Here is a 22,370-nt window from a genome sequence, read left to right as displayed (position 1 = left end):
ACGGCGGCGCAGGACGGCGGCGCAGGACGGCGGCGCAGGACGGCGGCGCAGGACGGCGGCGCAGGACGGCGGCGCAGGACGGCGGCGCAGGACGGCGGCGCAGGACGGCGGCGCAGGACGGCGGCGCAGGACGGCGGCGCGGGGCCGGTCAGCCGCCGGCGAGCTCCCGGCCCCGGTTGCGGGCCGCCTCGATCGCCTCCAGGACGGCGGCGCGGACGCCGTGCCGCTCCAGCTCCCTGATGGCCGCGATCGTCGTCCCGCCCGGGGACGTCACGGCCTCGCGCAGCAGCACCGGATGCTCGCCGGAGTCGCGCAGCATCACCGCGGCGCCCACGGCGGACTGGATCACCATCTCCAGCGCGGCGGCGCGCGGCATGCCGAGCAGGATGCCGGCGTCGACCATCGCCTCGACCAGGTAGTAGAAGTACGCGGGGCCGCTGCCGGACAGGGCCGTCGCGCCGTCCTGCAGCGACTCGGGGATGCGCAGCACCTTCCCGACCGGCGACAGCAGCTCCTCGGCGAGCTTGAGGTGCTCCTCGCCCGCGTGCGACCCGGCCGAGATGACGCTCATCGCCTCGTCCACGTGGACGGGCGTGTTCGACATGACGCGGACCACCGGCGTCCCGGCCGGGAGCCGCTCCTCGATGAACGCCGTGGGGATCCCTGCGGCCATCGAGATGACCAGCCGGTCGCCGCCGACGTGCGGGCGGATCTCGTCCAGCAGCGCGCCCATGTCCTGCGGCTTCACCGCGATGACCAGCGTCCCGGCCTTCGCGGCGGCGTCCGCGTTGGACACGGTCTCGATGCCGTAGCGCTCGCGCAGCAGCGACGCGCGCTCCTCGCGGCGCGCGGTCGCCACGAGCTCGGACGGGCGGCGGCCGGCCCGGAGCACCCCGGACAGCAGCGCCTCGCCCATCTTCCCGGCACCCAGAATCGCGATCATCGGCATACCTTGACGTGGGGATCCAGTGACCGCACCAGCCTATCGGGGGCCGCCGCGGTCAGGCGGCGGCGGTCAGGCGCGGTGGACGAGGGAGCGCGCGAACAGCTTGAGGTTGGACGGCCTCTCCGCGAGCCGCCGCATGAAGTACTCGTACCACTCGCTGCCGTAGGCGACGTACACGCGGACCTGCGCGCCCTTCCCCGCGAGGCGGCGCTGCTCCGCCGAACGGATGCCGTAGAGCATCTGGTACTCGAACGTGTCGGCGTCGCGCTCGTTCAGCACCGCCAGCGCGCCGCCGATGTCGATGAGGCGCGCGTCGTGGGTGGCGATCATGGGGTAGCCCTTGCCCGCCATCAGGACCTTCATACAGCGGACGTACGACTTGTCGATCTCTTCCTTGTCGGTGAAGGCCACGGCGTCGGGCGCGGCGTAGGCGCCCTTGCACAGCCGCACGCGGGACCCCTCGTACGCCAGTTCGGCGCAGTGCTCCTCCGCGCGCCGCAGGTACGCCTGGATGACCGCGCCCACGTCCGGGAAGTCGCGGCGCAGCTCGTGGACGATCCGCAGCGTCGCGTCGACCGCGGTGTGCTCTTCCATGTCGAGCGTGACGGTCGTGCTGGCGGAGCGTGCCGCGCCGCAGATGCGCCGCGCGTTCTCCAGGGCGAGCTCCTCGCCCAGGGACAGCCCGATCGCCGACAGCTTCACCGACACCTCGGCGCGCGTCCCCAGCCCGGACTCCCCGAGCCGTTCGAGCAGGGCGACGTAGTGGTCGACGTTGGCCTCGACGCGCCCGCCGTCCTCGGTGTCCTCGCCGAGGGCGTCCAGCGTGACGAGCAGGCCCTCCGCGGTGAGGTCCCCGGTGACGCGCGCCGCGTCCTCGATCGTCTCCCCGGCGACGAACCGCCGGACGACATCGCCGGTGAACGGCGCGGTCTCCAGGATCCGGCGTGCGCCGCCCTTGCGCGACGCGAACAGCAACGCCTGACGAAGCACTGGTGCACAACCCCTTGTCCGGCGGGCCGGCCCGCTCCTTCACCCCGGCCGTCCCCTACCGCCCAGGTTATGCCCGGACGGGTGCCCCGTTCACGACGCCCCGTCCGGGATCCCGCTCAGGACACCGTGCCGAGGCCGTGGCCGCCGCCGTACTTCTGGACGTACTGCTCCATGCCGGCCGTCTTCACCGCTTCGAACAGCGTCCTCGCCTTGGCCGGGTCGAGGAAGACCACGCTCTGCTTGTTGCGCATCCCGGTGCCCTTGTAGGGCGCCGTAAGGAACGTCACGTCGCCGACGCGCAGGTGCCGCAGGCTCAGCGCCAGCGAGCGCAGGTTCCCCGCCGACTCGCTCGAGTCGACGCTGATCGACTTGGTGAACGCCGACAGGAACCGGTCGAGCTTCAGCGGGTTCGTGATCGTGCCGCCGTCGGCGGCCTGCTTGGCGAGCGCCCCGAGGAACGCCTGCTGCCGCTTGATCCGGTCGAAGTCGCCGTTCGGCAGGTTGTAGCGCTGCCGGACGAACAGCAGCGCCTCCTCGCCGTTCAGCTTCTGCCGGCCGGCGCTCCACTGCTTCTTGCGGGCCGGGTCGTACACGCTCTGCTTGATGTCGACGGTGACGCCGCCCAGCGCGTCCGTCATCGACTTGAAGCCCTCGAAGTCGATCGCGCCGTAGTGGTCGATCCGGATGCCGGTGAGGTTCTCCATCGTCTCGATCAGCAGCTTGGGTCCGCCGAACGAGAACGCGGCGTTGATCTTCTGCTTGCCGTACCCGGGGATCTGCACGTAGGAGTCCCGCGGGAAGGAGATGATGTACGCCTTCTTCCGGTCCGCCGGCAGGTGCAGCAGCATGATCGTGTCGGTGCGCTGCTGGCCCGGCTTCCAGAGGTCGCCGCCGCCGTCCCCGGTCGTGCCGACGTCGGCGCGGGTGTCGGAGCCGACCAGCAGCCAGTTCTCGGTGCCCGCGCTGTTCGGGCCGGGCCGCTTGCCGCCCGGCATGACGCCCTGGATCCGGTGGATGTTGCCGTTGTAGGACGACTGGCGCTGCCAGATCAGCCCGCCGATCCCCGCCACGACCAGCACGAGGAACACGCCGATCGCGAGCAGGACGCGCGGCCAGCGCTTCTTGCGCGGGCGCCCGCCGTGGCCGTCGTCGCCGCCGGGCCCGCCGCCCCAGAACGCCGCGCTGTCCGGGTCCTCGCCGCCGGGGCCGCCGGGGCCGCCGTCTCCGGGCCCGGACGGGCCGCCGGGCCCTCCGGGCGCACCATGCCCGCCGTGCCCGCCGCCGGGCTCACCGGGGCCGGGGAGGCCCGGCGCGCGGTGGCCCCCGGTCGCGCCGGGACCGGACGGAACGCCCGGACCTGCCGGGACGCCCGGACCCGCCGGGGCGTCGGGGGCTCCGGACGCGTGGCGTCCCGCGTGCGGCGGCAGGGCCCCATCGGGCCGCTGCGGCAGCGACGGGCCGGGGAGGTCTCGGGGGGTCATGGCGCAGAAGCTACCAGCCCGATCAGTGCGGTTAAGGCGCGTTTCACCCGTCCGTCCTGATCGAGACCGGTCCCGGCCCCCGTGTAAACCTCCGGGCTACGGCGTCCTTCTCCGCAGGGTCGCGGCACCGAGGAGGAGCGCGACGACGGTGAAGGCGGCGATCACGGCGACGTCCGTCGTGAGGGTGCCGGTGAAGCCCGGCTTCGCGCTGATCTCCTGCATGCCCTGCACCGCGTAGGTCAGCGGCAGCACCCGGGAGACCGCCTCCAGCCAGCCCGCCATCTGGTCGCGCGGGATGACCAGCCCGCACAGCAGCGTCTGCGGCAGCACGAACGCCGGCATGAACTGGACGGCCTGGAACTCGGTGCGGGCGAACGCGCTGGCGAACAGGCCGAGGGCCATGCCGAGCAGCGCGTCCAGCACCGCGACGAGGATCAGGGAGCCGAGCGAGCCGGTCAGGTCCAGCCCGAGCCAGGTCAGCGAGATCGCCAGGACGACGCCGACCTGCACCAGCGCGGCGAGCCCGAACGCCAGCGCGTAGCCGAGCAGCAGGTCGAGCTTGCCGAGCGGCATGCTCATGAGGCGTTCGAGGGTGCCGCCGGTGCGCTCGCGGAGCGTGGCGACGCTGGTCACGACGAACATGACGATGAACGGGAACAGCCCGAGCAGCATCGGGCCGAGCCGGTCGAACGTCGCCGGCGCCTGGAACACGTACCGCAGCAGGATCATCAGCAGGCTCGGCACGACGATCAGCAGCGCGACGGTGCGGTGGTCGTGCCTGAGCTGGGCGAGGATGCGGCGGGCGGTGGCGAGGGTGATCGCGGGGTTCACGTGGGGCTCCCGGCGGTGTCGGCGATCAGGCGGAGGAACGCCTCCTCCAGGTCGGGGGCGCCGGTGCGCTCGCGCAGCTCGCCGGGGGCGCCGTCGGCGAGGATGCGCCCCTCGCGCATCAGCAGCAGCCGGTCGGTGCGGGCCGCCTCGTCCATGACGTGGCTGGACACGATCAGCGTGACGCCCCGTCCGGCGAGCGTCCGGAACAGCGCCCACAGCTCCTGCCGCAGGACGGGGTCGAGGCCGACGGTCGGCTCGTCGAGGACGAGCAGTTCGGGCGAGCCGAGGAGGGCGACGGCGAGGTTGGCGCGGCTGTGCTGCCCGCCGGAGAGCGTCGCGACGGGCTGGTCGCGGTGGGCGGCGAGGCCGACCTCCTCGATGACGCGGTCGGTGTCGCCGCGCGGCGCGCCGAGCACGGAGGCGAAGTAGCGGAGGTTCTCGGCGACGGTCAGGTCCCCGTAGACGGCCGGGGTCTGGGTCGCGTAGCCGACGCGGTCGCGCAGGCCGCGCGACCCGGCGTCCTCGCCGAGGACGGTGACGCTGCCGCTCCTGACGACCTGGACGCCGACGAGCGCCCGCATCACGGTGGTCTTGCCGCAGCCGCTCGGGCCGAGCAGCCCGACGACGCGGCCGCGCGGCACGTCGAAGCTCAGTCCGTGCAGGACCTCGTGCCCGCCGCGCACGACCCGCAGGTCCCGTACCCGCACGGCGGGACTGGAACTCATCATGTGATGAATTTATGTCCGCGCGGGGGTGCGGTCAAGAGGCCGGGAAGGTCTGATTCCGTTACCGGTTCCGGGCGAGGAGGGAACGTCAGTCCAGGTAGTGCTGGAGGGTCGGCGCGACCAGCTCGACCAGCTCGTCCTCGCTCGCGGACGCCATGGGCTCGACCCGCAGCACGTGCCGCAGGATCATCACGCCGATCATCTGCCCGACCGCCGCCTGGACGTTCAGCCGCGGCAGGGGCCCGGCCGCCTCGGCGCGGCCGAGCAGCGCCGACGTCACGAACTCGCGCATCATCGCCGCCGCCCGCTCGTTGGTCATCGCCGAGCGCAGCATCGCCAGGATGGGCGCGCGCCGGTCCGCGTCGGCCCAGACCTGCAGGAACGTCCGGACGATCGTCTCGCCGAGCCGCTCGCGGGGCAGCGACAGCAGGTGCGGCAGCACGACCGACGGGTCCACCGGGAACCGCATGGCCTCGACGAACACGCCCTCCTTCGTGCCGAAGAAGTGGTGGACGAGCGCCGGGTCGACGCCGGCGGCGCGGGCGATCGCGCGCAGCGACGTCCCGTCGTAGCCCTTGTCGGCGAACATCTCGCGCGCCTCGGCGAGGATCGCCTCGCGCGTCTCGGTCGGGCCGGGCCGGCGGCCCCGCGCGGACGCGGTCCGCCCGGAGCGCGTCCCGTCCGTCACCGGGCGCCCCGGCGGGTGACCTCCCCGGCCGAGGTGACCTGCCAGGTGTGGTCGGCGGCGGCCAGGTGCAGCCGGGCGAACGCGAGCGCCTCGGCCAGGTCCTCCATGCGCTCGGCGCGGCTGGACGCGCGGCGCGTGTTGACCTCCAGGACGATGTGCCCGCGGAACCCGGTCTCGGCGAGCGTCTCCAGCATCGGCCCGCACGGCTGGTTGCCGCGGCCCGGGACGAGGTGCTCGTCCTTGTTGGTGATCCCGACGCCGTCGGCGAGGTGGATGTGGCGGAGCCGGTCGCCGAGGCCCGCGGCCATGCCGAGGGCGTCGGAACCGGACACGGCGGTGTGCGACAGGTCCAGCGTGACGTGCGGGTAGTCCTGGTCGACGGGGTTCCAGTCGGGCAGGTACATGCCGGCCTCGGCGCCGCGCGCCTTGAGCGGGAACATGTTCTCGACCGCGAACAGCACGTCCGTCTCGTCCTGCATGCGGGCCAGGCCCTCGACGAACTCCTTGGCGTAGTCGCGCTGCCAGCGGAAGGGCGGGTGGACGACCACGACGTCGGCGCCGAGCTCCTCGGCGACCTCCTTGGAGCGGACCAGCTTGCCCCACGGCTCGCGGCCCCAGACCCGCTGGGTGAGCAGCAGGCAGGGCGCGTGGATCGACTTGATCGGGACCTGGTGGTAGTCCGACAGGCGGCGCAGGACGTTGAGGTCCTGCGAGGACGCGTCCGTGGACACCATGACCTCGATGCCGTCGTAGCCGAGCAGCGCGGCGATCTCGAAGGCGCTCGGCACCTTCTCGGGATAGACCGACGCGGTGGACAGCGTGATCGGTGCGTCCGGCACGCGCAGGGCCGGTGTACGGGCGCCGTTGTGCTGCGGGGTCAAGGCTTCCTCGCCAGGAATGATCGCTCGGCTGGGTCCGTGAGAGGCAGTGTTCGTAAAGGAAAGCCTATGCGCCCGCGCCGGTGATGAAACCCTCGCCCCGAGTGATCCGCACTGCTTCCCGCCGGGGGCCGCGCGGGGCGCGGCTACGCTCTGTTCCCGTGGCCGAGATCGCGCCGGGCGCCGTGCCGAGCCCGAACATCTGGAACTCCCCGCAGGTCTACGAGCTGGAGAACCGCGCGGTGGACCCCGACGGCGTGCTGGACGCGGCGATGCGCGCGATCCGGCCGTGGACGGGCGCGACCGTGCTCGACCTCGGCTGCGGCACCGGCTTCCACCTGCCCCATTTCGCCGCGGAGGCGGACCGGGTGATCGGGATCGAGCCGCACGCGGGCCTCGCGGGGGCCGCGGCGCGCCGCGTCCGCGATCTCCCGAACGTCACCGTGCGTGTCGGCGCGGCGCAGGCGCTGCCGCTGCCGGACGCGTCGGTGGACGTCGTGCACGTCCGGTGGGCGTACTTCTTCGGGCCCGGCTGCGAGCCGGGCCTCGCCGAGCTGGACCGGGTCGTCCGGCGCGGCGGGGCGGTCTTCGTCATCGACAACGACGCGACCCGGTCGACGTTCGGCCGCTGGTTCCGGCGCGGGCTGCCGGCGTACGACCCCGAGGCGGTCGAGCGGTTCTGGACGCGGCGCGGCTTCACCCGCGAGCCGCTGATGATCAGGTGGTCGTTCGGGAGCCGGGAGGACCTCGCGGCGGTGCTGCGGATCGAGTTCCCGGCCGATCTCGCGGACGAGTTCCTGCGCGAGCATCCCGGCCTCGAAGTGGACTACGCCGTCAATCTGTGGTGGCGTTGCGCCTGAGGTTACTGACGAGTCCGTCACAGTCGGCGTCCGGCTGTGGCCACTCTTGGACCCCGCGTACAACAATTGGCGCCGTACCCCCACCGGCGCCGCAGGCGCCGCGACGCCGCCCCCCGGCCGGCGTCCGCCCCGAAGGAACGGAGGAACCGGCCATGGGCCGTGCCGCCAGGACGAGCCGCAATGTGATCGCCGCCGCCGCGCTCGCCGGAGCCGGCACCGGGGCCGGACTGGCCCTGCAGCGCCGCGCCGTCCGCCGCCTCCAACTGCGGCCCGACCCCTACGCCGGCGAGCCGTTCGGCTCCCTGCGCGGCCGCCCCGTCCCCGTCCGCGCCGACGACGGCACCCGGCTGTACGCCGAGATCGACGGCGAGGACCGCACCGACCTCGCGGTCGTGTTCTCGCACGGCTGGACCCTCACCCAGGACTCCTGGCACTTCCAGCGCAAGGCGCTGCGCGGCCTCGGCCGGCTCGTCTTCTGGGACCAGCGCGGCCACGGCCGCTCCGACGGCGGCGCCCGCGACGGCTACACCCTCGACCGCCTCGCGAGCGACCTCGCCGCCGTCATCGACGCCACCGTCCCCGCGGACACGCCCGTCGTCCTCGTCGGCCACTCCATGGGCGGCATGACCACCATGCGGTATGCCGACGCCAACGCCGGCCTGGTCGGCGGCAAGATCGCCGCGACCGGGCTGTTGTGCACCTCGTCCGGCGGCCTCGGCGAGGTCACCCTCGGCATGCCGGCCCTCGTCGCGCGCTCCACCCAGCGCGTCCTGCCGCGCGCCCTGCGCGCCCTCGGCGCCGGCTCCGCCGCCATCGAGAAGGTCCGGCACCTCGGCCGCGACGGCTCCATGCTGATCGAGGACCTCATCGCCTTCGGACCCGACGCCAGCCCCGCCGCCGTCGCGTTCTCCGAGCAGATGATGACCGAGACCCGGATGGACGCCCTCCTCGACTTCTTCCACTCGATGGTCACCACCGAGGTGATCAGCGACTGCGCCGCCCTCGGCGCCGCCGACACCCTGGTCATCGGCGCGGAGAACGACATGCTCACCCCGGTCGAGCACAGCCTCACGATCGCCGGCTGCGTGCCCTCCGCCCGCCTCGAGATCGTCCCCACCGCCGGCCACATGGCCATGCTGGAACGCCCCAGCGTCGTCTCCGACCACCTCGGCGACCTCATCGAACGCGCCCGCAAGCAGTGTTGACCCAGGGGGGCGACCCCCTGGAACCCCCGTCACGACGGACGGGCTTGCGGGGCGGAGTGTCGGCGGCGGGGCCTAGAGTCTCGGGGCATGGCGAAGGCTAAGACGGCGAAGGCCGCCTACCGCTGCTCGGAATGCGGCTGGCAGACCTCGAAGTGGGTGGGGCGCTGCGGCGAGTGCCAGACCTGGGGCACGGTCACCGAGGCGGCCTCCGCCACCCCGGCGCGGGTCGTGACCGCCGGGCCCGTCAGCACGCCCGCCAAGCCGATCGGGCAGGTCGACGTCCAGAACGCGCAGACCAGGCCCACCGGGCTGGACGAGCTCGACCGGGTACTCGGCGGCGGCATCGTGCCCGGGGCCGTGCTGCTGCTCGCGGGCGAGCCCGGCATCGGCAAGTCCACGCTGCTGCTGGAGGTCGCGGCGCTTGCGTCCACGCCGCCGGAGACGGCCGTCCCGCGGCAGGCCCCCGCCACCGCAAGGCGCGTCCTGTACGTCACCGGGGAGGAGTCGGCCGAGCAGGTCCGGCTGCGCGCCGACCGCGTCGGCGCCATCACCGACGACCTGTACCTGGCCGCCGAGACCGAGCTGTCCGCCGTCCTCGGCCACGTCGACGCCGTCGAACCCACCCTCCTGGTCGTCGACTCCATCCAGACCATCGGGACGTCCGAGGTCGACGGCGCGCCCGGCGGCGTCACGCAGATCCGCGAGGTCGCCGCCAACCTCATCAGGATCGCCAAGGAGCGCGGCATCACCGTCGTGCTGGTCGGCCACGTCACCAAGGAGGGCGCGATCGCGGGCCCCCGGCTGCTGGAGCACCTCGTCGACGTCGTCCTGTACTTCGAGGGCGACCGGCACTCCCGGCTCCGGATGATCCGCGCCGTGAAGAACCGCTACGGCCCGACCGACGAGCTCGGCTGCTTCGACCTGTCGGAGGTCGGGATCGTCGGGCTGCCCGACCCGAGCGGCCTGTTCCTCACCCGCCGCGAGGAGCCCGTCCCCGGCACCTGCGTCACCGTCACGCTGGAGGGACGCCGGCCGCTCGTCGCGGAGGTGCAGGCGCTCGTCGCCAAGTCGCACCTGCCCGCGCCGCGGCGGGCCACGTCCGGCCTCGACACCTCCCGCGTCGCGATGGTGCTGGCCGTCCTCGCCCAGCGCTGCAAGATCTCCATGCACGAGCAGGACGTGTACGTCTCCACCGTCGGCGGCGTCCGGCTCGCCGAGACCTCCGTCGACCTCGCGCTCGGCCTCGCCGTCGCGGGGTCCACCGTCGAGCAGGCGCTGTCGGGCAGCCTGATCGCGCTCGGCGAGGTCGGCCTCGCGGGCGAGGTCCGGGTCGTGCCCGGCGTGCAACGGCGGCTCGCCGAGGCCGCCCGGCTCGGGTTCAAGCACGCCGTCGTCCCGCGCGGATCCCTCGAACTCGCCGACGGCTCGCCGCTCAAGCGCGCCGACCCGCAGCTCACGAGCTACGAGGGCATGAAGGTGATGGAGGTCGACAGCCTGCAGCAGGCTCTCCAGGTCGCCTTTACCGCGCCATGACGCGGGTAGCGCGAGAGTATTACGGCACGCGTCAGACGGATGCGACCAGGGGAGGAACCGGGTCACCCCCCTCGTCGGTAAACTGACGCCGTCCAGCGACCTCCGGGGGCCAGGTGCCAGAACACGACAAGGCTCATGACGAACGACGCCGCGCCACGCTCGCCGCGGTGGCCCCGGGCACGCAGATACGCGACGGCCTGGAGCGGATCCTGCGCGGGCACACCGGCGGCCTGATCGTGCTCGGCTACGACCAGGCCGTCGAGGACCTGTGCTCGGGCGGCTTCGAACTCGACGTCGAGTTCTCCGCCACGCGGCTGCGCGAGCTGGCCAAGATGGACGGCGCGATCGTGCTGGACAACGATCACCACCGCATCGTCCGGGCCGCCGTCCACCTCGTGCCGGACTCCACCATCCCCACCGAGGAGTCGGGCACCCGGCACCGCACCGCCGAGCGCGTCGCCCGCCAGACGCCCCACCCGGTCATCTCGGTGAGCCAGTCGATGCGGATCATCGCGCTGTACCTGGACGGCATCCGCTACGTCCTGGAGGATTCGGCGGCGATCCTGTCCAAGGCCAACCAGGCGCTCGCCACGCTCGAGCGCTACAAGCTGCGCCTCGACGAGGTGTCCGGCACGCTGTCCGCGCTGGAGATCGAGGACCTCGTCACGGTCCGCGACGTCAGCGCGGTCGTGCAGCGGCTGGAGATGGTGCGCCGCATCGCCGACGAGATCGAGGGCTACGTCGTCGAGCTCGGCACCGACGGCCGGCTACTCTCGCTGCAGCTGGACGAGCTGGTCTCCGGCGTCGACATCGACCGGGAGCTGATCGTCCGCGACTACCCGTCCGACGACACCCGCGCCCGCGGCGTGGACGCGATCCTCTCCGCGCTCGACACGCTGTCGGCCAACGAGCTGCTCGACCTGTCCACGGTCGCGGAGGTGATGGGGTTCGCCGGGCCCGACGCCCTCGACCTGCCGGTCAGCCCGAAGGGGTTCCGGCTGCTGGCGAAGGTGCCGCGGCTGCCCAGCATGGTCGTCGAGCGGCTCGTGGAGCACTTCGGCGGGCTGCAGAAGCTCCTCGCCGCCAGCATCGACGACCTCCAGGCCGTCGGCGGGGTCGGCGAGTCCCGCGCCCGCAGCGTCCGCGAGGGGCTGTCGCGGCTCGCCGAGTCGTCGATCCTCGAACGGTACGTCTGACGTCCGCGAGGGTCAGCGGAGGCGGAAGATCCGCTGGCCCGTCCTCCCGCCCTTGAGCGCCGCGACGTAGGTTCCCGGCCGGGCGGGCGCGCCGCCGCAGCCGCGGTGACGGTCCCAGGTGACGGCGGCCGTGTAGGGGATGCCGCGCCGGAGCGTCCGCTTCCCGCTCCCGTCCTTGCGGCACGCTCCCGATGACCAGATCCGGTCTTTCCCGGACGTGACGACGACGGAGAGCGTTCCCGCGTCGAACGTGCAGGACGCGGTGCTCGTGTTCACGACGGTGACGCCGAACCGCGGGTTCCGCCCCGCCGCGTACGCCTCCGACGCCGCCATGGTGAACACCAGGTCGCGCGCCCTGCACGGCCCGCCGTCCTCCGCGGCCTCCGGTGTGACGGTCGTGGTGACGGTCACCGTCGGCATCGCGGCCGGCGGCGCGGCGGGCACGCCCGAATCGATCGCCCCGGCGTTCCGGACCGGCTCCTTCTCACCGCCACCGCCGCTCCCGCCGCCGCACGCCCAGGCCAGGGCCCCGACCGCACCGGCCATTCCGGCCAGCACGGCCACGCGGCGCCGCCAATACCGGTCCAGCGAAAAATAACGCTCGGTACCCGTATCCATGCGGTCAGTATGCAGTCGGCGAATCGGCACAGGGGGCCGACCCGCCGCGTGCCACAATGGCGGTCCGCCATGAACTCCACCTATACCGATCCGATTCTCGACTGGTACGCCGCGAACGCGCGGGATCTCCCCTGGCGCGCCCCCGACGCCACCCCGTGGGGCGTCCTGATCAGCGAGATCATGCTCCAGCAGACCCCGGTCGTCCGCGTCCTGCCCGTCTGGCGGGCCTGGACGGAGCGATGGCCCACGCCCGCCGCGCTCGCCGCCGAACCGTCCGGCGAGGCCGTCCGCGCCTGGGGCCGGCTCGGCTACCCGCGCCGCGCGCTGCGCCTCCACGAGAGCGCCCGCGCGATCACCGATCGGCACGGCGGCGAGGTCCCCTCGTCGCACGCCGACCTGCTCGCCCTTCCCGGCATCGGCTCCTACACCGCCGCCGCCGTCGCGAGCTTCGCGTTCCGGCAGCGCCACGCCGTCCTCGACACCAACGTCCGCCGCGTCCTGGCCCGGCTCGTCTCCGGCGAGGAGTACCCGCCGAAGGCCCAGACCAAGGCGGAGGTGGCGCTCGCGGAGGGCCTGCTGCCCCTCGACCCGCCGACCGCCGCGCGCTGGGCCGTCGCCGTCATGGAGCTCGGCGCCCTCGTCTGCACGGCCCGGACGCCCCGCTGCGTCGACTGCCCGGTCCTCGCGCAGTGCACCTGGCATCTGAAGGGCCGTCCCGCCTACGACGGCCCGCCCCGCCGGGGACAGACCTACACGGGCACCGACCGCCAGTGCCGGGGCCGCCTCCTCGCCGTCCTCCGCGACGCCGACGGGCCCGTGGAGAAGCCCGCCCTGGACGTCGTCTGGTCCGACGCCCCGCAGCGCGAACGCGCCCTCGACGCCCTCATAGCCGACGGCCTCGTCGACCCCCTCGACGACGGCCGCTACACCCTCCCCACCTGAGCGCCCGCGCCGACGCAGGAGCGGCGCGGGGCGGTCTGGGCGGATATTGGGTGGTCAGGCGGGACGGCGGGGCCGTACCGTTCGGCGGGTGCGCGACCTCTTGAGCCTGCCGAAAGCCCACCTGCACGTCCACCTGGAGAGCGCCGTCCGGTGGGACACGCTCCGCGCCATCGGCGACGCGAACGGGGTCGAGGTGCCCCGCGACGGTGGGACCTTCGGCGGTTTCGCCGCCTTCTTCGCCCAGAACGAGCTGGTGCGCACGTGCCTGCGGCGGCCCGCCGACTTCCGGCGGATCGCCTACGAGTTCTGCGAGGACGAGGCGGCGCAGGGCACCCGCTACGCCGAGGTCTCCTTCACCGCCGCCGCGCACGGCGAGCGGCTCGGCGACCTCGACATGCCGCTCACGGCCGTCCGCGAGGGCCTGGACGCCGGACGCGAGGCGTTCGGCATCGAGGTCGGGCTGCTCCTCGACCACTCGCGCCGCCGCTCCCTGGAGCGCGCCTGGCGCACGCTGGACCTCGCGCGCCGCCATGAGGGCGTCGTCGCCGTCGGCCTGGCGGGCGACGAGTCCTACCCGGGCGACCCGTTCACCGAGGTGTTCGCGGCGGCTCGCGACGCCGGCCTGCACGTCGTCCACCACGCGGGGGAAGGCGAGGGACCGGCCAGCATCCGGCAGGCGCTCGGCCCCGGACGCACCGAGCGCCTCGGCCATGGCATTCGCGTCCTGGACGACCCGGACCTGGTCGCCGAGGTGCGCGAACGGAGGATCCCGCTCGAGGTCTGCCCGTCGTCCAACGTCGCCCTGGGCTTCGCGGCGTCCCTGGCCGACCACCCTCTCCCCCGCCTCCGCGAGGCGGGCCTGGTCGTCACCGTGAACACCGACATCCCCGCTCTGATCGGCACGCCGCTCGCCACCGAGTACGCCCGCGTCCGCGACGCGTTCGGCTACGACGACGCCGCGCTCGCCGACCTGGCGCGCGCCGGCGTGGACGCCTCCTTCGCGCCCGCGTCCACCAAGTCCCGGCTCCACCGCGAGATCGAGACCTGGCTCGCGACCGCCTGACCTTCCGGCGCCCGCCGGGGGTCAGGTGAGCGCCCGCCCCGGGGGGTCACGTGGGTAGCGGGCGGTCGTTGACGATGTGCTTCATCACGAGCGTCGAGTTCAGGCGCTGGACGCCGGGGAGCGCCGAGAGCACGTCGTCCTCCAGCTCCTGGTAGGCGGTCAGGTCGGCGGTGACGATGCGCAGCAGGTAGTCGGGGTCGCCGAACAGCCGCTGCGCCTGCACGACCTCCGGGACCCGTTCGACCGCCGCCTCGAAGCCGAGCAGGGTCTCCCGGTCCTCCTGCCGCATGGTGACGAACACCAGCGCCTGGAACGTCAGCCCCAGGGCGGCGGGGTCCACGACCGCGCGGTATCCGCGGATGGTCCCGTTGTGCTCCAGCTCTCGCAGGCGCCGGTGGCAGGGCGAGACGCTCAGCCCCACCCGCGCCGCCATATCGGTGATCGTCGCCCGGCCGTCCTCCTGGAGCACGGCAATGATCTTCCGGTCGATGGCGTCCATGCAGAAGATCCTTCCACGTTGCCCGCGTGTCCTGGTGAAACTTGGCAGCACATTTCGGCAGATCAAACATATTCTCCCCTCATCAGCCGCCATTTAAGGGGATTCCTGCCATGGCCACCGGCTCCGTCCTCGCCTTCTGGTCGGTCGCGTTCCTGCTCATCGCCGTCCCCGGAGCGGACTGGGCCTTCACGATCAGCGCCGGGCTGCGGGGGCGCTCCGTCCTCCCCGCGGTGGGCGGCCTGGTCACCGGGTACGCCGCCGTCACGATCGTCGTCGCGGCCGGGGTCGGGGCGCTGGTCGCCGGCTCCCCCGGCCTCCTCGCCGGCCTCACGCTCGTCGGCGGGGCCTACCTCGTGTGGCACGGCGTCACGACCCTCATGCGCCCGTCCGCACCCGATCCGCAGGGTGCCCGGTCCGAGGGCACCGAATGGCGGATCTTCCTGCGCGGCATCGGCGTCAGCGGCCTCAATCCCAAGGGTCTGCTGATCTTCGTCGCGCTGCTGCCGCAGTTCACGGACCCGGACGGCCGCTGGCCGATCGCCGGCCAGATCGGCGTCCTCGGCACGACCTACATGGCGACCTGCGCGCTGTTCTATCTCGCCCTCGGCACCCTCGCCCGGGGCGCGCTGCGGGGCCGCCCCGCCGCCGCCCGCTCGATCGGCCGGCTGTCCGGCGCCGCCATGGCGGGCCTCGGCGCCTGGCTGCTCGTCGACCGCCTCCTCCTCTAACAAACGAGCCTGTCTGTTAGAGTGGCGGTCGCCGAGCAGAGGAGGGGCTATGAGCTCCGCACACTGGCCCGACGGCGTCGATGAGATCATCGGCGGTGACCAGGCCGTCATGCTCGCCTCGGTCACGCCGGCCCGCGGCGTGGTGCTCACCCCGGTGACGAACTTCGGGGCGCGGGACCGCGACGCCGGCACCGTCACCGTGAACAGCTCGGTCGGGGGCTGGAAGAAGCTGGAGCGGATCAGGCGCGATCCCCGCGTGGCCCTGGCCTTCCACACCCGGCTGCACGGCTACAGCGACCGTCCCGAGTACGTGCTGGTCCAGGGCACCGCGACGCTCTCGGGCCCGCGCGACGACTATCCCGCGTCCCTCGGCGCGGACTGGGAGCGTTTCGACGGACCGCGCGTCACCGGCCCCATCTGGGGGCCCTGGCTGCGCCCCTACTACACCCGCGTGGTCATCGACATCGCGGTCGAGCGGCTGATGGTGTGGCCGGACCTCTCCTGCAAGGGGAGCCCGGAGATTGTCGGTCCCCCGCCGCCGGGCCCGCCGCCGCCGCAGAAGGCGCCGGGCCTCGGCACCGGTCCGCGCCTCGACCACGTCAAGGCCGCACACCGGCTGGAGAGCCTCCCCGACGCCCTGCTCGGATGGGCCGGCGCCGACGGCTTCCCCATGGTGATCCCCGTCGGCTTCAGCGGTCAGGACGCCGACGGGATCCTGCTCCACGTCCCGCTCGGAGTCCTTCCCGACGGCGGCCGCCGCGCCGGCCTGACCGCCCACTCCTTCAGCAAGTTCGTGCAGGGGCAGCATCAGCGCGTCCACACGGGCTGGCTGGACAGCGGCCCGCAGGTCCGCTACGCCCCGCACACCGAACTCGCCTACCGGACGCCGCCGTCCAAGCTCCTCTACCGGCTCGGGATAGGGGTGGCGATGCGCGTCGCCCTGCGCCGCGCCCGCAATGCAGGCCACGACAGCGCGGGCCACAACAGCGCGGGCCACGACAGCGTGCGGTGACCCACCGGCCCTGAGCGGCGGTTCAGCGGACGACGGAGTGCAGGTGCCCGGCTCGGATCTCGCGGAGGAACGGGTCGACATCGTCCGCCCACTCGGCGGGCGTGCGGACGACCGGGTGGACGGGGAGCCCGAGCCGGGCGGCCGCCTCCTGGGCCGCGTCGAAGGCCGTCTCGCGGCCGAGGTCGCCGACCAGCAGCACTTCGACGTCACCGGGCTGTTCGCCCGGCAGACCGGCGTAGCGGGCCGCCCAGGGGCCGAACAGGTGCGCCTCGCGGACGGCCGGGAGCCGGCCGAACTCCTCCGCGACCACGGCGGCGGGACCGAACGTCAGCATGACCAGGCGGGCGAGCGGCTCGTACAGCGGGCTGCCCTCGTCGCGGGACACCAGCCTCCCGGCGAGCGTGCGGCGCAGGGCGAGGACGCCGGCCCGCGACAGCCGCTCCACCTCCCGCATCACCGAGCCGAGATCGGTGCGGAGCATCACCGCGAGGTCGAGCATCGACGCCTCGCGCCGGGGCCCGAGCAGGAGCCGGCCGAGCAGTTCCCCCTGCAACCGGGACCTGAAGATCGGCAACTGCGGCGGGGCCGGCGCGCGCAGGTCGCGCTGGAACGCCGCGCCCGGCGGGCGGCCGCGAGGCCGCCCGTACTCCGCCGCCGAACCCACCGCATTCGATCGCATGTTCGAATACTAGGAGCCGCCTCCGACAACCCGGGGCGACGACCCCGGGCTCACAGTTCGGTGGGGATCTCGGGTTCCCGGAGGAACAGGCAGAACGGGTGGCCGACCGGGTCGAGGAAGACGCGGACGTCGTCGTCCGGCTGGAAGGCGGCGAGGACGGCGCCCGCCTCCTCGGCGTGCCGGGACGCCGCCTCCAGGTCGTCCACCTCGATGTCCAGATGGGTCTGGATCTGCTGCGCGCCCTCGACGGCCGGCCAGGTGGGCGAGGCGTGGATCGGCTCCCTCTGGAACGACAGCCCCGTCCCCCCGCCCGGAGGGCGCATCTTCACCCAGTCCGGCTCGTTCTGCACCACCGTCCAGCCGAGGAGGCGGCGGTAGAACGCGGCCAGCGCGTGCGGGTCGGGGGCGTCGAGGACCGGGGCGGAGAGGGCCATGCGCGGCGGACGGCTCACGTGGGCTCCAGCGGCGTCGGAGGGGTCGGTCGGCCCGATCATCCCCGCGGACGCCCCGGACATGCGGAAGGGCCCGCACCGAACGCGCCGGTGCGGGCCCTTCCGAGGGCTGAGGTGATCAGTCCTTGTTGAAGTTGACCGCGCCCTCGATGGGCGGGGCGTCGGGGACCGTGGCGGACGGCTTCGGCACGCCCCGGAAGGTGAACTTGGCGTTCTCCGCCGTGTCCTTGTCCTCCGGGTTGAAGCCCTCGGTGCCGACGATCACGATCTGGCCCGCCTTGAGCTCGTTGTACAGGATCTTCTCGGACAGGTTGTCCTCGATCTCCCGCTGGATCGTCCGGCGCAGCGGCCGGGCGCCGAGGACCGGGTCGTAGCCCCGGATGGCCAGCAGGTCCTTGGCCTCCTGGCGCAGCTCGATGCCCATGTCGCGGTCCTTCAGCCGCTCGTCCACCCGGGCGATCATCAGGTCGACGATCTGGATGATCTCCTTCGGGGTGAGCTGGTGGAAGACCACCGTGTCGTCGACGCGGTTGAGGAACTCGGGACGGAAGTGCTGCTTGAGCTCCTCCGACACCTTGGCCTTCATCCGGTCGTACGAGCCCTGCTCGTCGTTCTGCCGGGCGAAGCCCATGGAGACGCCCTTGGAGATGTCCTTGGACCCCAAGTTCGTCGTCATGATGATGACGGTGTTCTTGAAGTCCACGACGCGGCCCTGCGCGTCGGTGAGGCGGCCGTCCTCCAGGATCTGCAGCAGCGAGTTGAAGATGTCCTGGTGGGCCTTCTCGATCTCGTCGAACAGGACGACCGAGAACGGCTTGCGGCGCACCTTCTCCGTCAGCTGGCCGCCCTCCTCGTACCCGACGTAGCCGGGCGGGGAGCCGAACAGCCGCGAGACCGTGTGCTTCTCCATGAACTCGGACATGTCGAGCTGGATCAGCGCGTCCTCGTCGCCGAACAGGAACTCCGCGAGGGTCTTGGACAGCTCGGTCTTACCGACGCCGGACGGGCCGGCGAAGATGAACGAGCCGCCGGGACGCTTCGGGTCCTTCAGGCCGGCGCGGGTGCGGCGGATCGACTGCGAGAGCGCCTTGATGGCGTCCTCCTGGCCGATGACGCGCTTGTGGAGCTCGTCCTCCATGCGCAGCAGCCGGGTGGACTCCTCCTCGGTCAGCTTGAAGACCGGGATGCCGGTGGCGGTGGCGAGGACCTCGGCGATCAGCTCGTCGGTGACCTCGGCGACGACGTCCATGTCGCCGGCCTTCCACTCCTTCTCCCGCTGCGCCTTCTGGCCGAGCAGCTGCTTCTCGGAGTCGCGCAGCGCGGCGGCCTTCTCGAAGTCCTGCGCGTCGATCGCGGACTCCTTCTCGCGCCGCACGTCGGCGATCTTCTCGTCGTACTCGCGCAGGTCCGGCGGCGCGGTCATCCGGCGGATGCGCATCCGCGAACCGGCCTCGTCGATGAGGTCGATCGCCTTGTCCGGCAGGAACCGGTCGCTGATGTAGCGGTCGGCGAGCTGCGCGGCCGCGACCAGCGCGCTGTCGGTGATCGACACGCGGTGGTGCGCCTCGTAGCGGTCCCGCAGGCCCTTGAGGATCTCGATCGTGTGCGACAGCGACGGCTCGGCGACCTGGATCGGCTGGAAGCGGCGCTCCAGCGCGGCGTCCTTCTCCAGGTGCTTGCGGTACTCGTCGAGCGTGGTGGCACCGATGGTCTGCAGCTCGCCGCGGGCCAGCATCGGCTTGAGGATGCTGGCGGCGTCGATCGCGCCCTCGGCGGCGCCCGCGCCGACGAGCGTGTGCAGCTCGTCGATGAACAGGATGATGTCGCCGCGGGTGCGGATCTCCTTGAGCACCTTCTTCAGGCGCTCTTCGAAGTCACCGCGGTACCGGGAGCCGGCGACCAGCGCGCCGAGGTCGAGGGTGTAGAGCTGCTTGTCCTTCAGCGTCTCCGGGACCTCGCCCTTGACGATCTTCTGCGCCAGGCCCTCGACGACGGCGGTCTTGCCGACGCCGGGCTCGCCCACGAGGACCGGGTTGTTCTTGGTGCGGCGGGACAGCACCTGCATGACCCGCTCGATCTCCTTGTCCCGGCCGATGACCGGGTCCAGCTTGCCCTCGCGCGCGGCCTGCGTCAGGTTGCGGCCGAACTGGTCGAGCACAAGGGAGGTGGACGGCGCGGACTCCGAGGGGCCGCCGGAGGCGGCCGGCTCCTTGCCCTGGTAGCCGTGCAGCAACTGGATGACCTGCTGGCGCACCCGGTTGAGGTCGGCGCCGAGCTTGACCAGCACCTGGGCGGCGACGCCCTCGCCCTCCCGGATCAGGCCGAGCAGGATGTGCTCGGTGCCGATGTAGTTGTGGCCGAGCTGCAGCGCTTCGCGCAGTGACAGCTCAAGGACCTTCTTGGCGCGCGGAGTGAACGGGATGTGGCCCGACGGCGCCTGCTGGCCCTGGCCGATGATCTCCTCGACCTGCTGGCGAACCGCCTCCAGGCTGATCCCCAGACTCTCCAAGGCCTTGGCAGCGACGCCCTCACCCTCGTGGATCAGACCCAGGAGGATGTGCTCGGTGCCGATGTAGTTGTGGTTGAGCATCCTGGCCTCTTCTTGGGCCAGCACGACAACCCGCCGCGCGCGGTCGGTGAACCTCTCGAACATCTCGTCGCTCCTCACAGAGCGGTTGGGCAGAGTCCGGAACGTCCGGAACTGTCCTTCCGCATGCTAGCCCGCCCCGAGGAGGCCGCCCGGTGCACTCCCACCAGGAGACGTTCCCCAGCTAAGCGCTGTTCAGTCTCATCCAACTACCGCATCGGTGCGTCATGTTCCCGCTACGCCCCAAGCGAACGGGGGCTTTCCGCAGGTCGTTCGGGGTCACGTCCGAGGATCGCCGAATGGGGGCGAGGTTCCGGTGTACCTCGCCCGGGCGGACGGGAAACCGGGCGGACGCTACGCCACAAGCGAACGGCCCGTCTCGTGGAGGGAGACGGGCCGCCTGCGCGGGGATGGCGGGTCAGTTCGCCGCCTCGTACTGCTCGATCACGGTGGCCGGGATCCTGCCGCGCTCGTTGACCTTGATGCCATTGTTCTTGGCCCAGGCGCGGATCTCGGCACTGCGCTCGCGGCTGGACGCGCCGCGCGGGCGGCGCCGCTTGTTGACCGTGCCGGCCTTGCGGGACTTCTCCACGAACGGCAGCAGAGAATCCCGCAGCTTCTTAGCGTTGGCGCCGCTGAGGTCGATCTCGTAGGAGGCGCCGTCGATCGAGAACGCTACGGTCTCGTCCGCCTCGCCACCGTCGAGGTCGTCGACGAGAAGCACCTGAACCTTCTGTGCCATGGGGACAGACCTTTCGGCTGGAGCAAACTATGCATTCGGTTGACAAAGATATACCGGGAAGTCTGCGGATGACAATTCAAGTCGAGGATGAACATCCCTTGGCGGCCGGTAACGGCTTGACCACCGGTGCGCGGAGGGCGGCGCGGGCCGGGCGGATGGTGCGCCCTTCAATTACCGGGGCGGACCGGGGGCGCGGATTTCAGGGTGACCGGCGTCACGGCGCACGGCGCTGACCTGGGTCGTCGAAGACGCATTGGACCAGGTATCAGGGTGCCGAGGCATTCCGTCGGGGGGACCTCGACTGGAAAAGGTTCCACCGGGACCTTAACAGGGTGGGCACACCCGTACCGCTTGCCGACGTTTAGCCCTGCCGTAACGGCACTAACCGGAGCAGGCGCCCGGAATACGCGCCAGACCGGCTCGAGGCCCGCCCGACCGGGACCGCAGCCCCGCCACCGGCGGATGTGGAGGGATTACGGGACGCGAAGCCGGGGCGAAAATCTGTTGCCTTCCGGCGCTCGGGAACTGGCGGCGGGACGGCGGAGCGTAACCCCGTCGATACCAGTCCATCCCGAAATCGGGGGATAAGCGGCTGAATCAGCCTGGGTGCCCCGCTCGGTGCGAGACGGCGTCCCATCCCGACTAAGTGCGGCGGGCCCAATGAACGCCGACTCCGGGCGCGCCGGGAAGCACATCCAAACCGGAGGGGCCTTCCGGGACGAGACACATCCTCCGGGAATCCCGCCCGTAACCTGAACGTGCCCGGAACGAGCTGGCATTGGCCCGGCGAAGTCCGGTGTCCGAAACGGCGCGAGGATCTCCCCAAAGTCCTGCGGCCCGTCCGGCCCGGGCAAAGCCGCGCGGCGCCCTGTGCGGGCGCTCAACGTGATCAGCGCGCGGCGCGGCCGGGCGCGCCCGTGACGGCGGCCGCGAACTCCGAGAGTGCCGCAAACGCCGGTGAATCAGGGCCTGCGGCGTTTTACGACCAGAGTGCCGGCGAGCCTGTCATGGACGGCCCGGCGGTGGGTCCCCTCGTATATGAACCCGGCGTTCGCCACCCAGAACAGGCTCGCCAGAAGACCGAGAATGTGGACGGGCCGCAGGGCGATCGGCACGGAGTACACCGCGGCCCGCAGCACGGCCCGCAGGACGCTCGGACGGCCGTACCCGCCCTCGGGCTCGCCGCCGCGGGTCTCAGGGGCTGCGGCCCGTTCCGCGTCCCTGAGGCCGCCCTCAGGGACGGACGGATCCGGGACGACCTGGATCCCCGCGAAGCGCTTGCCGAGGGTCTGGCCCCACAGGGCGAGTTGCACGGCCTCGTACAGCAGCATGCAGCCCGCCACGGCGGGCGGGGCGACGACGTCCAGCTCGTGGCCGGACACGAACTCCTTCACGACCATGATGACGGGCAGGCCGACCACGAGGGTGTCGACGATGCGCGCCAGCAGGCGCTGCCCGGGTTCGGCGAGCGCCGACTCCTCCCCGGCGGCGCCCTCCGCGGGCTCCCCGGTCTCCTCGGCCTCTGCCGCGGCTCCCTCGGCGGGACCGTCGGCGAGGTCATCGGCGGGCTCGTCGGCCGCGTCATCGGCGGGGTGGCCGTACAGCGGAGGCTCATACAGCGGAGGCTCGTACAGCGGAGGTTCGCCGTCCGGGAGGGCGTTCCCGGTCCCGGACGGCTCGTCCGACCCCTGCGCGGGCGTTCGCGGAGTCGCCAT

The 22,370-nt window shown here is 72.4% G+C and carries 22 protein-coding genes; 8 read left to right on the top strand and 14 right to left on the bottom strand.

The window, feature by feature from the left end:
- Window positions 1-148 precede the first annotated feature (148 nt).
- The 7 genes from proC to J4557_RS11560 all read right to left on the bottom strand — a co-directional run bounded on the left by proC (window position 149) and on the right by J4557_RS11560 (window position 6,542).
- Window positions 149-943, bottom strand: a complete 795-nt coding sequence (proC, locus tag J4557_RS11590; RefSeq protein ID WP_208266475.1) for a pyrroline-5-carboxylate reductase — start codon at window positions 941-943, stop codon at window positions 149-151.
- Window positions 944-1,015: 72 nt separating this feature from the next.
- Complete coding sequence (locus J4557_RS11585; RefSeq protein ID WP_208266474.1) at window positions 1,016-1,936, bottom strand: proline dehydrogenase family protein; 921 nt, start codon at window positions 1,934-1,936, stop codon at window positions 1,016-1,018.
- Window positions 1,937-2,052: 116 nt separating this feature from the next.
- On the bottom strand, window positions 2,053-3,417 hold the full coding sequence (locus J4557_RS50850; protein ID WP_208266473.1) for an LCP family protein: 1,365 nt from the start codon (window positions 3,415-3,417) through the stop codon (window positions 2,053-2,055).
- Between the two features lie 96 nt (window positions 3,418-3,513).
- Complete coding sequence (locus J4557_RS11575; RefSeq protein ID WP_208266472.1) at window positions 3,514-4,248, bottom strand: ABC transporter permease; 735 nt, start codon at window positions 4,246-4,248, stop codon at window positions 3,514-3,516.
- Window positions 4,245-4,976, bottom strand: a complete 732-nt coding sequence (locus tag J4557_RS11570) for an ABC transporter ATP-binding protein (RefSeq protein WP_208266471.1) — start codon at window positions 4,974-4,976, stop codon at window positions 4,245-4,247. The genes J4557_RS11575 and J4557_RS11570 overlap by 4 nt, the downstream gene beginning before the upstream one ends.
- An 85-nt stretch (window positions 4,977-5,061) precedes the next feature.
- Window positions 5,062-5,661, bottom strand: coding sequence for a TetR/AcrR family transcriptional regulator (locus tag J4557_RS11565; RefSeq protein ID WP_307799668.1), 600 nt, complete (start codon window positions 5,659-5,661; stop codon window positions 5,062-5,064).
- The gene (locus tag J4557_RS11560; RefSeq protein ID WP_208266470.1) at window positions 5,658-6,542 is read right to left on the bottom strand and encodes a sugar phosphate isomerase/epimerase family protein; all 885 of its coding nucleotides are present in this window, start codon (window positions 6,540-6,542) and stop codon (window positions 5,658-5,660) included. The genes J4557_RS11565 and J4557_RS11560 overlap by 4 nt, the downstream gene beginning before the upstream one ends.
- A gap of 158 nt (window positions 6,543-6,700) precedes the next feature.
- On the opposite strand from J4557_RS11560, the gene J4557_RS11555 reads away from it, so the two are divergent.
- The 4 genes from J4557_RS11555 to disA all read left to right on the top strand — a co-directional run bounded on the left by J4557_RS11555 (window position 6,701) and on the right by disA (window position 11,333).
- Window positions 6,701-7,399: a class I SAM-dependent methyltransferase gene (locus tag J4557_RS11555; protein WP_307799666.1), complete on the top strand. Its 699-nt coding sequence runs from the start codon at window positions 6,701-6,703 to the stop codon at window positions 7,397-7,399.
- A gap of 152 nt (window positions 7,400-7,551) precedes the next feature.
- On the top strand, window positions 7,552-8,604 hold the full coding sequence (locus J4557_RS11550; RefSeq protein ID WP_208266468.1) for an alpha/beta fold hydrolase: 1,053 nt from the start codon (window positions 7,552-7,554) through the stop codon (window positions 8,602-8,604).
- An 87-nt stretch (window positions 8,605-8,691) separates the two neighbouring features.
- Window positions 8,692-10,137, top strand: coding sequence for a DNA repair protein RadA (gene radA, locus J4557_RS11545; protein WP_208266467.1), 1,446 nt, complete (start codon window positions 8,692-8,694; stop codon window positions 10,135-10,137).
- Between the two features lie 113 nt (window positions 10,138-10,250).
- Window positions 10,251-11,333 carry a DNA integrity scanning diadenylate cyclase DisA gene (gene disA, locus J4557_RS11540; protein ID WP_208266466.1) on the top strand — a complete coding sequence of 361 codons (1,083 nt, stop codon included), beginning with the start codon at window positions 10,251-10,253 and terminating at the stop codon, window positions 11,331-11,333.
- Window positions 11,334-11,345: 12 nt separating this feature from the next.
- Here the strand turns inward: disA and J4557_RS11535 are convergent, their stop codons facing one another.
- Window positions 11,346-11,951: a hypothetical protein gene (locus tag J4557_RS11535; protein WP_208266465.1), complete on the bottom strand. Its 606-nt coding sequence runs from the start codon at window positions 11,949-11,951 to the stop codon at window positions 11,346-11,348.
- 69 nt (window positions 11,952-12,020) lie between these two features.
- On the opposite strand from J4557_RS11535, the gene J4557_RS11530 reads away from it, so the two are divergent.
- Both J4557_RS11530 and add read left to right on the top strand, forming a co-directional pair.
- On the top strand, window positions 12,021-12,893 hold the full coding sequence (locus J4557_RS11530; RefSeq protein WP_208266464.1) for an HhH-GPD family protein: 873 nt from the start codon (window positions 12,021-12,023) through the stop codon (window positions 12,891-12,893).
- An 88-nt stretch (window positions 12,894-12,981) separates the two neighbouring features.
- Complete coding sequence (gene add, locus J4557_RS11525) at window positions 12,982-13,956, top strand: adenosine deaminase (protein WP_208266463.1); 975 nt, start codon at window positions 12,982-12,984, stop codon at window positions 13,954-13,956.
- A 46-nt stretch (window positions 13,957-14,002) separates the two neighbouring features.
- On the opposite strand, the gene J4557_RS11520 is transcribed toward add, so the two are convergent.
- Window positions 14,003-14,455: an Lrp/AsnC family transcriptional regulator gene (locus J4557_RS11520; RefSeq protein WP_208266462.1), complete on the bottom strand. Its 453-nt coding sequence runs from the start codon at window positions 14,453-14,455 to the stop codon at window positions 14,003-14,005.
- A gap of 110 nt (window positions 14,456-14,565) precedes the next feature.
- Between J4557_RS11520 and J4557_RS11515 the strand changes: the two genes are divergently transcribed.
- Together J4557_RS11515 and J4557_RS11510 are read left to right on the top strand one after the other, a co-directional pair.
- On the top strand, window positions 14,566-15,183 hold the full coding sequence (locus J4557_RS11515; RefSeq protein WP_208266461.1) for a LysE family translocator: 618 nt from the start codon (window positions 14,566-14,568) through the stop codon (window positions 15,181-15,183).
- 49 nt (window positions 15,184-15,232) lie between these two features.
- Complete coding sequence (locus tag J4557_RS11510) at window positions 15,233-16,195, top strand: pyridoxamine 5'-phosphate oxidase family protein (RefSeq protein ID WP_208266460.1); 963 nt, start codon at window positions 15,233-15,235, stop codon at window positions 16,193-16,195.
- 22 nt (window positions 16,196-16,217) lie between these two features.
- On the opposite strand, the gene J4557_RS11505 is transcribed toward J4557_RS11510, so the two are convergent.
- The 5 genes from J4557_RS11505 to J4557_RS11485 form a co-directional block, all read right to left on the bottom strand.
- Window positions 16,218-16,874 (bottom strand): hypothetical protein, encoded by a 657-nt coding sequence (locus tag J4557_RS11505; RefSeq protein WP_208266459.1) that lies wholly within the window; start codon window positions 16,872-16,874, stop codon window positions 16,218-16,220.
- 50 nt (window positions 16,875-16,924) lie between these two features.
- Window positions 16,925-17,326 carry a VOC family protein gene (locus J4557_RS11500; protein WP_307799664.1) on the bottom strand — a complete coding sequence of 134 codons (402 nt, stop codon included), beginning with the start codon at window positions 17,324-17,326 and terminating at the stop codon, window positions 16,925-16,927.
- Between the two features lie 118 nt (window positions 17,327-17,444).
- Complete coding sequence (locus J4557_RS11495) at window positions 17,445-19,979, bottom strand: ATP-dependent Clp protease ATP-binding subunit (protein WP_208266458.1); 2,535 nt, start codon at window positions 19,977-19,979, stop codon at window positions 17,445-17,447.
- 352 nt (window positions 19,980-20,331) lie between these two features.
- Entirely contained in the window at window positions 20,332-20,655 is a 324-nt protein-coding gene (locus tag J4557_RS11490) for a histone-like nucleoid-structuring protein Lsr2 (protein ID WP_151543546.1), read from the bottom strand.
- A gap of 962 nt (window positions 20,656-21,617) precedes the next feature.
- Window positions 21,618-22,370 carry an RDD family protein gene (locus J4557_RS11485; RefSeq protein WP_208266457.1) on the bottom strand — a complete coding sequence of 251 codons (753 nt, stop codon included), beginning with the start codon at window positions 22,368-22,370 and terminating at the stop codon, window positions 21,618-21,620.

Origin of the sequence: Actinomadura nitritigenes (assembly GCF_017573545.1) — a bacterium.
Taxonomy (GTDB): Bacteria; Actinomycetota; Actinomycetes; order Streptosporangiales; family Streptosporangiaceae; genus Spirillospora; species Spirillospora nitritigenes.
This window is presented reverse-complemented; position numbering and strand designations above follow the sequence as displayed.